Annotated in this window: 17 protein-coding genes; 10 read left to right on the top strand and 7 right to left on the bottom strand. The window is 75.6% G+C overall.

Going from position 1 to position 13,507, the window contains the following annotated elements; all coding sequences use genetic code 11:
• The first annotated feature begins 17 nt into the window (after positions 1 to 17).
• The 6 genes from rplU (at position 18) to ACI78U_RS12280 (ending at position 4,639) form a co-directional block, all read left to right on the top strand.
• A complete protein-coding gene (rplU, locus tag ACI78U_RS12305) occupies positions 18 to 329 on the top strand; it encodes a 50S ribosomal protein L21 (protein WP_456875603.1) in 312 nt (103 codons plus the stop codon).
• A 7-nt stretch (positions 330 to 336) separates the two neighbouring features.
• Positions 337 to 588 carry a 50S ribosomal protein L27 gene (rpmA, locus tag ACI78U_RS12300; RefSeq protein ID WP_456875602.1) on the top strand — a complete coding sequence of 84 codons (252 nt, stop codon included), beginning with the start codon at positions 337 to 339 and terminating at the stop codon, positions 586 to 588.
• Positions 589 to 729: 141 nt separating this feature from the next.
• Entirely contained in the window at positions 730 to 2,220 is a 1,491-nt protein-coding gene (gene obgE / locus ACI78U_RS12295) for a GTPase ObgE (RefSeq protein WP_456875601.1), read from the top strand.
• Positions 2,217 to 3,353, top strand: coding sequence for a glutamate 5-kinase (proB, locus tag ACI78U_RS12290; protein ID WP_456875600.1), 1,137 nt, complete (start codon positions 2,217 to 2,219; stop codon positions 3,351 to 3,353). The genes obgE and proB overlap by 4 nt, the downstream gene beginning before the upstream one ends.
• Positions 3,350 to 3,832, top strand: a complete 483-nt coding sequence (gene def, locus ACI78U_RS12285) for a peptide deformylase (protein ID WP_456875599.1) — start codon at positions 3,350 to 3,352, stop codon at positions 3,830 to 3,832. Before proB ends, def begins: the two co-directional genes overlap by 4 nt.
• 24 nt (positions 3,833 to 3,856) lie before the next feature.
• Complete coding sequence (locus ACI78U_RS12280) at positions 3,857 to 4,639, top strand: isocitrate lyase/PEP mutase family protein (protein ID WP_456875598.1); 783 nt, start codon at positions 3,857 to 3,859, stop codon at positions 4,637 to 4,639.
• 9 nt (positions 4,640 to 4,648) lie between these two features.
• Here the strand turns inward: ACI78U_RS12280 and ACI78U_RS12275 are convergent, their stop codons facing one another.
• The 3 genes from ACI78U_RS12275 to ACI78U_RS12265 are packed head-to-tail and all read right to left on the bottom strand — an operon-like array spanning position 4,649 to position 5,964.
• Positions 4,649 to 4,963: a hypothetical protein gene (locus tag ACI78U_RS12275; RefSeq protein WP_456875597.1), complete on the bottom strand. Its 315-nt coding sequence runs from the start codon at positions 4,961 to 4,963 to the stop codon at positions 4,649 to 4,651.
• Positions 4,964 to 5,005: 42 nt separating this feature from the next.
• On the bottom strand, positions 5,006 to 5,311 hold the full coding sequence (locus tag ACI78U_RS12270) for a hypothetical protein (protein WP_456875596.1): 306 nt from the start codon (positions 5,309 to 5,311) through the stop codon (positions 5,006 to 5,008).
• A complete protein-coding gene (locus tag ACI78U_RS12265; RefSeq protein WP_456875595.1) occupies positions 5,308 to 5,964 on the bottom strand; it encodes a maleylpyruvate isomerase family mycothiol-dependent enzyme in 657 nt (218 codons plus the stop codon). Before ACI78U_RS12265 ends, ACI78U_RS12270 begins: the two co-directional genes overlap by 4 nt.
• 72 nt (positions 5,965 to 6,036) lie before the next feature.
• On the opposite strand from ACI78U_RS12265, the gene ACI78U_RS12260 reads away from it, so the two are divergent.
• Positions 6,037 to 6,522, top strand: coding sequence for a MarR family winged helix-turn-helix transcriptional regulator (locus ACI78U_RS12260; RefSeq protein WP_456875594.1), 486 nt, complete (start codon positions 6,037 to 6,039; stop codon positions 6,520 to 6,522).
• On the opposite strand, the gene ACI78U_RS12255 is transcribed toward ACI78U_RS12260, so the two are convergent.
• From ACI78U_RS12255 to ACI78U_RS12240, 4 genes are read right to left on the bottom strand one after another with little or no spacing between them, the layout of a single operon-like run.
• Positions 6,513 to 6,923: a Fur family transcriptional regulator gene (locus ACI78U_RS12255; protein ID WP_456875593.1), complete on the bottom strand. Its 411-nt coding sequence runs from the start codon at positions 6,921 to 6,923 to the stop codon at positions 6,513 to 6,515. The two genes, ACI78U_RS12260 and ACI78U_RS12255, sit on opposite strands and share 10 nt — an antisense overlap.
• Entirely contained in the window at positions 6,920 to 7,951 is a 1,032-nt protein-coding gene (locus tag ACI78U_RS12250) for a metal ABC transporter permease (protein ID WP_456875592.1), read from the bottom strand. Before ACI78U_RS12250 ends, ACI78U_RS12255 begins: the two co-directional genes overlap by 4 nt.
• Position 7,952: 1 nt before the next feature.
• Positions 7,953 to 8,759: a metal ABC transporter ATP-binding protein gene (locus ACI78U_RS12245; RefSeq protein WP_456875591.1), complete on the bottom strand. Its 807-nt coding sequence runs from the start codon at positions 8,757 to 8,759 to the stop codon at positions 7,953 to 7,955.
• Complete coding sequence (locus ACI78U_RS12240) at positions 8,756 to 9,721, bottom strand: metal ABC transporter substrate-binding protein (protein WP_456875590.1); 966 nt, start codon at positions 9,719 to 9,721, stop codon at positions 8,756 to 8,758. The genes ACI78U_RS12245 and ACI78U_RS12240 overlap by 4 nt, the downstream gene beginning before the upstream one ends.
• 65 nt (positions 9,722 to 9,786) lie before the next feature.
• On the opposite strand from ACI78U_RS12240, the gene ACI78U_RS12235 reads away from it, so the two are divergent.
• From ACI78U_RS12235 to ACI78U_RS12225, 3 genes are read left to right on the top strand one after another with little or no spacing between them, the layout of a single operon-like run.
• Positions 9,787 to 11,040 carry a glutamate-5-semialdehyde dehydrogenase gene (locus ACI78U_RS12235; protein WP_456875589.1) on the top strand — a complete coding sequence of 418 codons (1,254 nt, stop codon included), beginning with the start codon at positions 9,787 to 9,789 and terminating at the stop codon, positions 11,038 to 11,040.
• A gap of 44 nt (positions 11,041 to 11,084) precedes the next feature.
• Positions 11,085 to 11,972 carry an AAA family ATPase gene (locus ACI78U_RS12230; protein WP_456875588.1) on the top strand — a complete coding sequence of 296 codons (888 nt, stop codon included), beginning with the start codon at positions 11,085 to 11,087 and terminating at the stop codon, positions 11,970 to 11,972.
• Positions 11,972 to 13,426 (top strand): vWA domain-containing protein, encoded by a 1,455-nt coding sequence (locus ACI78U_RS12225; protein WP_456875587.1) that lies wholly within the window; start codon positions 11,972 to 11,974, stop codon positions 13,424 to 13,426. The genes ACI78U_RS12230 and ACI78U_RS12225 overlap by 1 nt, the downstream gene beginning before the upstream one ends.
• The last annotated feature ends 81 nt before the right edge of the window (positions 13,427 to 13,507 follow it).

Here is a 13,507-nt window from a genome sequence, read left to right as displayed (position 1 = left end):
GATCGAGGAGTTCAGTGGTGTACGCAGTCGTGAAGGCCGGTGGCCGGCAGCACAAGGTGGCCGTGGGCGACCGGTTCACGGTCAACCGTCTCGCGGGTGAGGCGGGCGACACCGTCACCCTCCCGGCCCTGCTCCTGGTCGACGGCGAGACCGTCACCAGTGACGCGCAGGCGCTGGCCGGCGTGACCGTGACCGGCGAGATCGTCGGCCACGGCAAGGGCCCGAAGATCCGCATCCACAAGTTCAAGAACAAGACGGGCTACCACAAGCGTCAGGGCCACCGTCAGCCGCTGACCGACGTGGTCATCCGCGACATCACGAAGGGCTGACGACGACATGGCACACAAGAAGGGCGCCTCGTCCTCCCGCAACGGCCGCGACTCGAACGCCCAGCGCCTCGGCGTGAAGCGCTTCGGCGGCCAGGTCGTCAAGGCCGGCGAGATCATCGTGCGCCAGCGCGGCACCCACTTCCACCCGGGCCTGGGCGTCGGCCGTGGCGGCGACGACACGCTGTTCGCGCTGCAGCCCGGTGCGGTCACCTTCGGCACCAGCCGCGGCCGCAAGACCGTCTCGATCACGACGGTCTGAGGACCCCCTCGCCCCCCGCGCCTCGCAGGCTCGGCGCGGGCCCCTGCGAGGGGGCCGTTCCAGTACGTCACCTACGAGCGCACGGGCCGGCCGGCCCGTGCGCTCGTGGCGTTCCCGAGGCAGTGAGCAGGTAGAGCAGACATGGCCGCGTTCGTCGACCGCGTCGTCGTGCACGTCACCGCGGGCAACGGCGGTCACGGCGTCGCGTCCGTGCACCGCGAGAAGTACAAGCCGCTCGGCGGCCCCGACGGCGGCAACGGCGGCAACGGCGGGGACGTCGTCCTCGAGGTGGACCCCAACGTCCACACCCTCCTGGACTTCCACCACCGCCCGCACCAGAAGGCCGGCAACGGCCGCCCCGGCGCCGGCAGCCACCGCAACGGCGCCAACGGCGAGGACCGGGTGCTGCGGGTCCCGGAGGGCACCGTCGTCAGCACCCCCGACGGCGAGGTGATCGCCGACCTCGTCGGCGCCGGCACCCGGGTCGTGCTCGCCCAGGGCGGGAAGGGCGGCCTGGGCAACGCCGCCCTGGCCAACCCCCGCCGCAAGGCGCCGGGCTTCGCGCTGCTCGGCGAGCCCGGGGAGGCCCTCGACGCCGTCCTCGAGCTCAAGAGCATCGCCGACGTCGGCCTGGTCGGGTTCCCCTCGGCGGGCAAGTCCTCGCTGATCGCGGCGATGTCCGCGGCCCGGCCGAAGATCGCCGACTACCCGTTCACCACGCTGGTGCCCAACCTCGGCGTGGTCCGGGCCGGCGACACCGTGTTCACGATGGCCGACGTCCCCGGGCTCATCCCCGGCGCGTCCGAGGGCCGCGGGCTGGGCCTGGAGTTCCTCCGGCACGTCGAGCGCTGCGCGGTGCTGGTGCACGTGGTCGACATGGCCACCCTGGAGCCCGGCCGCGACCCGGAGAGCGACATCGACGCGCTCCAGCACGAGCTGGCGCAGTACCGCGAGGATCTCGTCGGCCGGCTGCGGTTCGCCGTCCTCAACAAGATCGACGTGCCCGACGGGCGGGAGCTCGTCGACCTGGTCCGCCCGGCGCTGGAGGCCCGCGGGCTGCAGGTGTTCCCCGTCAGCGCCGCCACCGGCGAGGGGCTGCCCGAGCTCGGCTACGCGCTGGCCGCCGCCGTCGAGCGGCACCGGGCCACGCTGCCGGCGCCCGAGCCCGCCCGGGTGACCGTCGTGCCGCGCGCGGTCGACGACTCCGGGTTCACCGTCACCCCCGACCCCGACGACGCGACCACGTTCGTCGTCCGCGGCGTCAAGCCCGAGCGGTGGGTGCGGCAGACCGACTTCACCAACGACGAGGCCGTCGGCTTCCTCGCCGACCGGCTCAACCGCCTCGGCGTGGAGGACGAGCTGGCCCGGCTCGGCGCGCAGGAGGGCGACACGGTCGTCATCGGCGACGTCGCCTTCGACTTCCAGCCCAGCCTGCCCGCCGGCACCCCGCTCGCCGAGGAGACCGCGGGCCTCGGCGGCCGGGGCACCGACAGCCGCATCGACGCCCCGCACCGCGTGCGGGCCGCCGAGCGGCTGGCGGCCAAGAAGGCCCGCCGGACGCCCTACGAGCTCACCGAGACCTGGACCGACGAGGACCTGCCCGACGACGACCTGCCCGGGGACGGCGCGTGACCGTGCGCCCGGAGATCGCCGGCGCCGCCCGGGTCGTGGTCAAGGTCGGGTCCTCGTCGCTGACCACGCTGCCCGGCGGGCTGGACCCCGCGCGGCTGAGCGCGCTGGTCGACGTCCTCGCCGCCGTGCGGGCGTCGGGCCGGGAGGTGGTCCTGGTGTCCTCCGGCGCGATCGCCGCCGGCCTCGCGCCGCTCGGCGTCGAGGGCCGGCCGCGCGACCTCGCCACCGCCCAGGCGGCCGCCAGCGTGGGGCAGCTGCGCCTGGTGCAGACCTACGCCGACGCCTTCGACCGGCACGGCATCGTCGTCGGGCAGGTGCTGCTCACCGCCGACGACCTCACCCGCCGCGGCCACTACCGCAACGCCCGCCAGACGGTGGAGCGGCTGCTCACCCTCGGCGTCCTGCCGATCGTCAACGAGAACGACACCGTCGCCACCGAGGAGATCCGCTTCGGCGACAACGACCGGCTCGCGGCGCTGGTGGCGCACGTGGCCGCCGCCGACGCGCTGGTCCTGCTCTCCGACGTCGACGGCGTCTACGACGGCGACCCGCGCACCGGCCCGGCGCGGCTGGTCGACCGGGTCGGCGGCCCGGGCGACCTCGCCGCGGTCACGCTCGGCACCGCCCGGCGCAACGGGGTGGGCACCGGCGGCATGGCGACCAAGGTCGAGGCGGCGTTCATCGCCTCGGGCGCCGGCGTGCCCGTCGTCGTCACCTCGACGCAGCAGGCGGCCGCGGCCCTGGCGGGGGAGCGGGTGGGCACGCTGTTCGCGCCGACCGGCCGCCGTCCCTCGGGCCGGCAGTTCTGGCTGCGCTACGCCAGCCGGCCGCGCGGGCGGCTGCTGCTCGACGAGGGCGCGGTGCGCGCGGTCCGCGAGCGGTCGGCGTCGCTGCTGGCCGCCGGCATCACCGGCGTGGACGGCGACTTCCTGGCCGACGACCCGGTCGAGCTGGTCGGGCCCGACGGCGCCGTCGTCGCCCGCGGGCTGGTCGCCTACGACGCCCGCGAGCTGCCCGGGCTGCTCGGCCGGCGCACCCCCGACCTCGACCCGGAGTACCGGCGCGAGGTCGTGCACCGCGACGAGATGGTGCTGGTCGGGCGCCCGCGGGCGGCTGGGAGACTGCCCGGGTGACGATCCGCCCCATCCGCGAGCTCGGTGACCCCGTGCTCCGCACGCCCGCCGACGAGGTGCGGGCCTTCGACAAGGAGCTCGCCGCCCTGGTGCGCGACCTCGTGGAGACCGTCGACCACCCCGGCCGCGCCGGGCTGGCCGCCCCGCAGATCGGGGTGAGCGCCCGGGTGTTCAGCTACAACGTCGACGGCGAGATCGGCCACCTGGTCAACCCGCGGATCGTGGAGCTGTCCGAGGAGACCCAGGACGGCGACGAGGGGTGCCTGTCCATCCCCGGCATCTGGGCGCCGACCGTGCGGGCGATGCACGCCGTCGTCGAGGGCTTCGACGTGCACGGCGAGCCGCTGCGGCTGTCGGGCTCGGGCCTGATGGCGCGCTGCCTGCAGCACGAGGTCGACCACCTCGACGGGAAGGTCTTCCTCGACCGGCTCACCGGCGAGCCCCGCAAGAACGCCCTGCGCGCGCTGCGGTCCCGCTAGACGCCGGCCGTACGGTCGGGAGCCGTGACCGACCTCGCGACCCGCGCCCGGACCCTGCTCGACCTGCACACCGCCCCCGAGATCCTGGTCCTCACCAACGTGTGGGACGTCGTCTCGGCGCAGGTGGTGGCCGCCACCGACGGCGTGCGGGCGCTGGCCACCGCCAGCCACGGCATCGCCGCCACCTTCGGCTACGAGGACGGCGAGAACATCCCGCTCGACCTGCACCTGGACATGGTCGGCCGGATCGCCGCCGCCGTGGACCTGCCGGTGAGCATGGACATGGAGGCCGGCTACGGCGACGCCGGCGAGACGGCGCGGCGGGCCATCGCGGCCGGCGCCGTCGGGGGCAACCTCGAGGACCAGATGAAGCCGCTCGACGAGGCCGTGGCCGCCGTCGAGGCCGTGCTGCGGGCCGGGCGCGACGCCGGCATCGACTTCGTGCTCAACGCGCGCACCGACGCCTTCGTCCGCGCCCCGCGGGACGCCGACCGCGGCGAGCTCGTCGCCGAGGCGATCCGCCGCGGGCAGGCGTTCCTCGAGGCCGGCGCCCCGGTGGTCTTCGTGCCGCGGCTGGTCGACCGCGACGAGATCGCCGAGGTCGTCGAGGGCCTGGGACGGAACAGGCTGTCGCTCATCAGCGTCCCCGGCGCGTCGCTCCCGGCCCGCGAGATGCAGGAGCTCGGCGTCGCCCGCGTCTCCACCGGTCCGTTCACCCAGCGGGTCGCGCTGACCGCGCTGCAGGACGCCGTCGTCGACATGGTCGGCGGCGGCGTCCTGCCGCCCGGCACCCGCGCCCTCAACTGACACCGGGCCTCAGCGGGCCGCCACGCCGGCCGGGACCACCAGGCCGCGGACGTCGAACGGGGTGACCACCACGGTCGGCCACGGCCGCCCCGCGAGGACCTCTGCGACCAGCGGCCCGATGCCCTCGCGGCCGTAGCGGTCGTACTGCTCGCGGGACTCCCACACCGCGACCTCCCGCAACCCGTCGGCGGTCGCCCAGGCCAGCTGGACCAGCCGGCCGTCGACGACCCCGCCGGTGCGCTCCAGCACCAGCCGGTGCACGGCGTCGTAGAGCTCCACCACGTCGTACGGCTGCTCCACCGGTGCGGACGCGTCCTCGATCACTGCCCACACCACCTCGTCCCCCTCTCCGACGAGAGCGCGACGTCAGACCGCGACGCCGGCCCGCGGCAGCACGAGGCCGCGGACCTCGAACTCGGTGACCACCCTGGGCGGCGGTGTCTGGCCGCCGAGCGCCTCGAGGGACGCCGGGCCGACGATCTCCTGGATCCCGCGCTCGTAGGCCTCCCGGGACTCCCACACGTCGATCACCTGGAAACCACCCGCGGTGGGCCGGGCCAGGTGCAGCAGCAGGCCGTCGACGGCCGGGCCGGTCTTCTGGAGCATCACCGCGTGCACCGCGTCGTAGGCCTCCACGGGTGCGGACACGTCCGTGATCACGCCCAGGGTCATGTCGTCCTCCTCGAGTCCTCCCGGCGGCCCTGCGCCGCCGGCAGCCGGTGCAGGCCCTCGCCGGAGAGCCGGTGCAGCGTGGCGGTGCGTCCGGTGACCAGCAGCAGCAGGTCGCCGGTCGTGCCCTCGACCGGTGCGCCCTCGCCCAGCACGAGGTCGCCGTCGGTGGCCCGCAGCTGCAGGCCGGCCAGTCGCCTCCGCACGCCGAAGGGGAAGCTCATGTCCCAGGCCCGCCTGGCCGACACGGCCGCGGGGACCGGCGGGACGGGCCGCTCGCGACCCAGCGGGATCGCGACGTCCTGCCCGTGCACGAGCACGTCGGTGAGCGGCTCGATCGGGGAGATGAACGGCGCCCGCCTCCGCGAGCCGACCATCGCCCGGATCCGCCGGCCGTACTCGTCGTCGGGCAGCGGGCCGACGCGCAGCGCCGTGTCGCGGATCATCCGGTTGAAGCCGCCGCCCGCCCGGATCGCCGGGACGATCGCGTACCGGAGTCCCATCTGCGCCAGCGTCAGGTGCGCCGCGACGTCGCGCACCCGCCAGGCGTCGCACAGGGACGGGGTCTCCCACTCGGCCGGCGACAGGTCGTCGAACAGGTCGGCCAGGCTCGAGCGCTGGGCGTCGATGGTGCGCCACACGTCGTCGAGGTCCACGACGGCCCCCTCGGTGTTGGTAAGATGGTCTGACTATTCAGTCAGAACATCTGACTACCGTCAAGGGGGATCGTGAGCGTCCGCGACGAGGTCCGGCGGGACGGGGACCGCCGGGACCACGAGGAGCAGGAGCACCAGAACCTCGCCCTGCTGTGCTTCTACCCGCACCGGGCGATGGAGGCGCGGCTGCTCGCGACGCTGGCGGCCGAGGGGCACGACGACATCACCCTCGCCCAGGGCCGCATCGCCGCCCGGATCGGCCCCGCCGGCACCCGGCTGACCGACCTCGCCGCGCAGGCGCTGGTGACCAAGCAGACCGCTGGCCACCTGGTCGACCAGCTCGAGCGGGCCGGCTACGTGCGCCGCGTGCCCGACCCCACCGACGCCCGCGCCCGGCTGGTGCAGATCGCCGAGCGGGGTCAGGAGCTGGTGGCGCTCGCCCGCCGGGTCGAGGCCGAGGTCGAGGCCGAGTGGACCGCGTACCTGGGGGAGGAGACGACGGCCCAGTTGCGCGCGGCCCTCGTCCGGCTGCGCGAGGTGACCGACCCCTACCGCTGAGCGGGGGTGCAGCGGCCGCAGGTGCCGAACACCTCCAGCTGGTGCTGCACGTCGGCGAAGCCGTGCTCGGCGGCCACCCGTGCGGCCCAGCGCTCCACCGGCGGGTCGGCGACCTCCACGGTGAGCCCGCAGGACCGGCACACCAGGTGGTGGTGGTGCACCGGCGAGCACCGCCGGTACGCCGCCTCGCCGTCCTCGCCGCGCAGCACGTCGACCAGGCCGTCGTCGACCAGCGCCTGCAGCGCGCGGTAGACGGTGGCCAGGCCGACGGCGTCGCCGCGCTCGCGGAGCAGGGCGTGCAGGTCCTGCGCGGTGCGGAAGCCGTCGAGCTCGTCGAGCAGCGCCAGCACCGCCGTCCGCTGCCGCGTCTGCCGGCGGACCGGGACCTCGGGGGCGCTCACGGCCGCTCCGTCCCCACCGGCGGCGTCGCCGCAGCGTGGTCGTGGCCGCTGTGCTCGTCGTAGTGCGTCCCGGTTCCGGTCCGGTGCGGCGCGTGCAGGTGCCCGTCGTGGTCGTAGTCGAGGTGGTCGCCGTGCGGCACCGCCCGGTGGCCACAGCCCTCGCCGTGCTCGTGGGGGTGGGCGGCGTGCACCTCGACCCGGCGGACGTGCCGCCGCCGCGCCGTCGCCTCGCGCAGCGCGGCCCCGGCGGTGACCACGAGGAACAGCGCGATGGCCAGCAGCACGATCGTGCCGCCCGAGGGGGTGCCGGTGTAGTAGGAGCCGGCGGTGCCCGAGACGCTGACGACGACGCCGATCGCGCAGGCCAGGTACAGGGTGCTGCGGAAGCTGCGCCCGACGAGCTGGGCGATGGCGCTGGGCAGGATCATCAGCGCGCTGATCAGCAGCAGGCCGACCACCCGCATCGAGAGCACGACCGTCGAGGCGACCAGCACGGCGAGGACGACGTTGAGCGCCAGCACCGGCAGGCCGACGGCGCGGGCGTACTCCTCGTCGTCGCTCACCGCGTACAGCCGCTGCCCGAGCAGCCACACGACGGCCAGCACCACCACGGTGATGACCGCGAAGACGGCGACGTCGGCGCCGGTCGTCGTGGTGATGGCGCCGAAGAGGTAGGCGTCGAGGTTGGTCGCCTGCCCGCGCGGGGCCAGCGAGAGCAGCACGACGCCGCCGGCGATGCCGCCGTAGAACAGGACCGCGAGCGCGACGTCGCCACTGGTGCGGCCGCGGGCGCGGACGAGCTCGATGAGCACCGCGCCGAGCACGGCGGCGACCAGCGCCGTCCCCACCGGCGCGGTGGAGGTGAGCACGCCGACGGCGACGCCGGTGAGCGCGACGTGCCCCAGCCCGTCACCGAGCAGCGACAGCCGCCGCTGCACCAGGAAGACGCCGACCGCGGGTGCGGCCAGGCCGACCATCAGCGAGGCCAGCAGCGCCCGCTGCATGAACCCGTACTCGAGCAGCTCCACGTCAGCGGCTCCCGTCGCGCACGCGGACCGCGTCGGGCGCCGGTCGCGGCTGGTCCAGCCGGTACCCCCGCACCGGCGGGGCGGCGGCCTCGTCGGGGTGGTGGCAGTCGACGCCGGCCACCGGGCCGACGGCGGCGAGCGGGCCGTCGTGGGTGAGGCGCCCGGAGTCGACGACGACCGCGCGGGTGAGCACGCCTGACAGCGGCCCGGTCTCGTGGGTCACGACGAGCAGGGTCGTGCCCGCCGCCGACACCCGCGCCAGCACGGCGGCCAGCGCGGCCTGGCTGGCCGCGTCGACCCCGGCGGTGGGCTCGTCCATGACCAGCAGCTCCGGCTCGGCGGCCAGCGCGCGGGCCATGAGCACCCGCCGCTGCTGACCGCCCGACAGCGCGGCCACCGGGTTCTCGAGCCGGTCGGCGAGGCCCACGGCGTCGACCGCCTCGGCGACCGCAGCCCGGTCGCGCGGGCCGGGCCGCCGGAACAGGCCCAGCCGGGGCAACCGGCCCACGCCCACCACCTCCCGCACGGTGGCCGGCATCGCGCCGCTGACGGTGTGCCGCTGGGGGACGTAGCCGATGCGGCCGTGCTCGCGCTGGCGGCCGACCGGGGCGCCGAGCACCTCGACGGTGCCGCCGAGGACGGTGGCCAGGCCGAGCAGGCCGCGGGAGAGCGTCGTCTTGCCCGAGCCGTTGGAGCCGAGCACCGCGACCGCCTCACCGCGCCGCACCGTCAGGTCGGCGTCGCGGACGATCGCGACGTCGCCGTAGCCGATGGTGGCGCCGGTCAGCCGGAGCGCGAGGTCGGTCACGCGCAGCCCTGCCCCTCCTGCAGCGTGGCCAGGTCGGCCCGCATGACCTCGAGGTAGTCGTCGCCGGCCGACTCGTCGGTCAGGCCCTCGATCGGGTCGAGGACGGCGGTCTGCACACCGGCCTCCTCGGCGACGGTCTCGGCGACGGCGGGGTCGGCGAGGGTCTCGGTGTAGACGGTCGTCACGCCGCGCTCCCGGACCAGCGTAGAGATCTCGGCCAGCTGCTCGGGGGTGGGCTCGGCCGAGGGGCTCAGCCCGCTGACGCCGACCACCTCCAGGCCGTAGCGGTCGGCGAGGTAGCCGAAGGCGTCGTGGCCGGTGACCAGCGTGGTGACCGCGCAGTCGGCGAGCCCCTCCTGCATCTCGGCGTCGAGGGCCTCGAGGTCGCCGCGCAGGGCCTCGGCGTTCGCGCGGTAGGTGTCCGCGCCGGCGGGGTCGACCTCGGCGAGCCGGTCGGCCAGCGCGTCGCCGACGTCGGCCAGGCGGGTGGGGTCGAGCCAGAAGTGCGGGTCGGTGACCTCCTCGCCCTCGGCGTGCTCCTCGTCGGCGTGCTCGGCGTGCTCCTCCTCGCTCTCGCCCTCGTGCTCGTGCGCCTCGGTCGTCAGCGAGAGGTCGGCGGCCTGCCCGGCGTCCCAGGCGGCGTCGCCGGCCTCGGTGACCGCGTCGTCGAGCGCGGGCTGGAAGCCCTCCAGGTAGACGACCAGGTCGGCCTCGGTCAGCGCGGCGACGTCCTGCGGGGTGAGCTCCAGGTCGTGCGGCTCGGCGCCGGGCGGCGTGAGCGAGGCGACGCCCACCCGGTCGCCGCCGACCCGCTCGGCCGCCCACTGCAGGGGGTAGAAGGCGGCCTGCACCCGGACGCCGTCCTCGGCGGCGGCGGCCTCGTCACCGTCGGAGGAGCCGCAGGCGGCGAGCAGGAGAGCGGTCGCGGCAGCGGCGGCGACTCGCACCGCGGTCCTGGTCATGAGAACCATTCTCACACGAGGCGGGACGTGCCCGGGCGGGAGGGGCGGCGCGTACCCTCCGGGGCGTGTCCGACGCCGTCGAGCTGCCGCTGATCGGGGCCGCCGTCCTGCGCGCCCGCGCCGCCGCCCGCGTGTTGCGCACGCTGCCGACCGACGTGAAGGACGCCGCCCTGTCGGCGATGGCCGACGCGCTGGTCGAGCGCACCGACGAGGTGCTGGCGGCCAACGCACTCGACGTCGAGGCCGCGGCGGCCGACGGGACCCCGGCGTCGGTGCTCGACCGGCTGCGGCTGGACGCCGGGCGGGTGGCCGGGGTCGCCGGGGCGCTGCGCGAGCTGGTCGCCCTGCCCGACCCCGTCGGCGACGTCGTCCGCGGCTCGCGGCTGCCCAACGGGCTGGAGCTGCGGCAGGTGCGGGTGCCCTTCGGCGTGGTCGGGATCGTCTACGAGGCGCGGCCCAACGTGACCGTCGACGCGGCGGGCCTGTGCCTCAAGAGCGGCAACGCGGCGCTGCTGCGCGGCTCGGCGTCGGCGTACCGCACCAACACCGCGCTGGTCGCGGTGCTGGCCGAGGCGGGGCAGAAGGCCGGTCTCCCGGAGGGCGCCGTCGAGCTGCTCCCGGCCGACCGCGCCTCGGTGGGCGAGCTGCTGTCCGCGCGCGGGCACGTCGACCTGGTCATCCCGCGCGGCGGGACCTCGCTCATCCAGCGGGTGGTCCGCGAGGCGCAGGTGCCGGTGATCGAGACCGGCGTCGGCAACTGCCACGTCTACGTCGACGCCTCCGCCGACGCCGCCGTCGCCGAGGCGGTCGTGCTCAACTCCAAGACCCACCGGGTGAGCGTCTGCAACGCCGCGGAGACGCTGCTCGTGCACCGCGACGTGCCGTTCCTGCCGCGGCTGCTGTCCGCGCTCGCCGACGCCGGCGTGACCCTGCACGGCGACGACGCCGCCCGCGCCGCGCACGACGCCGTCGTCCCGGCCACCGACGAGGACTGGGCCACCGAGTACCTGTCGATGGACATGGCGGTGCGCGTCGTCGACCATCTGCCCGCGGCGCTCGATCACATCGCGCGGTGGGGGAGCGGGCACAGCGAGGCGATCGTGGCCGACTCCGCGACCGCGATCGCGGCGTTCACCGCCGGGGTCGACGCGGCCGCCGTCCTGGTCAACGCCTCCACCCGGTTCACCGACGGCGGCGAGTTCGGCTTCGGCGCCGAGATCGGCATCTCCACCCAGAAGCTGCACGCGCGCGGGCCGCTGGGGCTGCCCGAGCTGACCAGCACCACCTACGTCGTCACCGGGAACGGCCACACCCGCTGACCCGCCCGCGCCCGGGCCGCCCGGGCCACCCCCCGAGGAGCCGCATGCCCCGCCCGCCGACGCAGTCGCCGCAGTTCTCCTCCGTCGCCGACGTCGGCAAGCGGCTGTCCACCGCCGGCTACCTGCCCGACGAGCGGATCGCGACGACGGTCTTCCTCGCCGACCGCCTCGGCAAGCCGCTGCTGGTCGAGGGGCCCGCGGGCACCGGCAAGACCGAGCTGGCCAAGGCCCTGGCGACGGCGACGGGCGCGGAGCTGATCCGGCTGCAGTGCTACGAGGGCCTCGACGAGGCGCGGGCGCTCTACGAGTGGAACTACAAGAAGCAGCTGCTGCGCATCCAGGCCGCACAGGGCGGGGACGGCGCCGACTGGGACACCGTGCACGACGACATCTTCGGCGAGGAGTTCCTGCTCTCCCGGCCGCTGCTGACCGCGATCCGGCGCAGCGACCCGACGGTCCTGCTCATCGACGAGACCGACAAGGCCGACGTCGAGGTCGAGGGCCTGTTGCTGGAGGTGCTCAGCGACTTCCAGGTGACCATCCCCGAGCTCGGCACGGTGACCGCGACCCGCCGGCCCACGGTCGTGCTGACCTCCAACGCCACCCGCGAGCTGTCCGAGGCGCTCAAGCGGCGCTGCCTGTACCTCTCGCTGGACTACCCGTCGGCCGAGCGGGAGCGGGAGATCGTGCTCTCGCGGGTGCCCGACCTGGCACCGGGGCTGGCCGAGCAGCTGGTGCGCACCATCCGCGCGCTGCGGGCGATGGAGCTGAAGAAGTCGCCGTCGATCTCCGAGACCCTCGACTGGGCCCAGACCCTGCTCGAGCTCGGCCTGGACACCCTCGACGAGACCGCGGTCCGCTCGACGCTGGGCGTGGTGCTCAAGCACGCCAGCGACCAGGACCGCGCCGCCGCCGAGCTGCGGCTCAACTGATGTCCGCGCCGTCGGCCGCCCCGGGAGGCCTGGCCGGTCACCTGGACGGCTTCGTGCGCGCGGTCCGCGAGGCCGGCATCCCGGTGGGGATCAGCCAGGCCGTCGACGCCGCGGAGATCCTCACGGTGGTCGACCTGCTCGAGCGCGAGCAGTTGCGGCACGGGCTGGCGGCGGTGCTGCTGCAGCGGGCGTCGCAGCGGCCGGCCTACGACGTGCTGTTCGACCTGTGGTGGCCGCTGTCGGACCGTCCCGCCGACTCCTCCTCCGCCGACCCGTCCTCCGACGACGAGCCCGGGGACGACGGCCTGACGCTGGACCTGCCCGACGGGCACGGCGACGGCGACCCGCGGGACCTGGCCGACCGGATGCGCGAGGAGCTCGCCCGGCTGCTGTTGGAGGGCGACGACGAGGCGCTGCGCCGCTTCGCCCGGCAGGCGGTCGAGCAGCTCGGCCGGGCGCCGGCCTCGCCGTCGGGGCAGTCCTACTTCGGCTACCGGGTGATGCGGGCGCTGTCGCCGGACACGCTGGTCGCCCAGCTGCTGACCGGGCTGCTCGGCGGCGGTCCCGGCGAGGGCGGCGGGGGCGGGCTGGCCGAGCAGGTGGCCCGGCAGACCGTGCGGGAGCGGCTGGCCGCCTTCCGGGCCGCGGTGGAGGCCGAGGTCCGCCGGCGCAGCGCCGCCGAGCGTGGCCGCGAGCGGGTGGCGCGGAGCGCGGTGCGGCCGCTGGCCGAGCAGGTCGACTTCCTGCGGGCGCAGCAGTCCGACCTCGCCGAGCTGCGCCGCGCGGTGGCCCCGCTGGCGAGGCGGCTGGCGGCGCGGCTGTCGGCGCGGCGGCGGATGGGCCGCGAGGGCCGGCTGGACTTCCGCCGGACGGTGCGCGCCTCGCTGGGCACCGGTGGGGTGCCGGTGGTGACCCACCACCGGCCGCGCGTGGTGCACAAGCCCGAGCTGGTGGTGCTCTGCGACGTCAGCGGCTCGGTGGCCGGGTTCAGCCACTTCACGCTGATGCTCACCCAGGCGCTGCGCGAGCACTTCTCCGGCGTGCGGGCGTTCGCGTTCGTCGACTCCACCGACGAGGTGACCCGGTTCTTCCGCCCGGGCGCCGACGTCGCCGGCGCGATCGCGCGGATCGGGCGCGAGGCCGACGTCGTGGCCTTCGACGGGCACAGCGACTACGGCAACGCCCTCGAGGTGTTCGCCGACCGCTGGCCGACCGCCGTCGGGCCGAAGACCTCCCTGCTGGTGCTCGGGGACGGGCGGACCAACTACCGCCAGCCGGGGCTGCCGGTGCTGGCCGACCTGGTGCGCCGCGCCCGCTCGGCGCACTGGCTCAACCCCGAGCCGCGGCGGCTGTGGGGCAGCGGCGACTCGGCGGCCGACCGCTACGGCGAGGTCGTCGACATGGTGGAGTGCCGGAACGCCACCCAGCTGGCCGACTTCGTCACCACCCTCTGAGCCCGGCCGGGTGAGGTGGCCGGCCGGGACCGGGTGTCCCCGCGACGGCCGGGCCCGACCGCCGGGGTGACCGGTCCGGCC

The sequence above is a fragment of the Geodermatophilus sp. SYSU D00710 genome (assembly GCF_054050195.1).
This window is presented reverse-complemented; position numbering and strand designations above follow the sequence as displayed.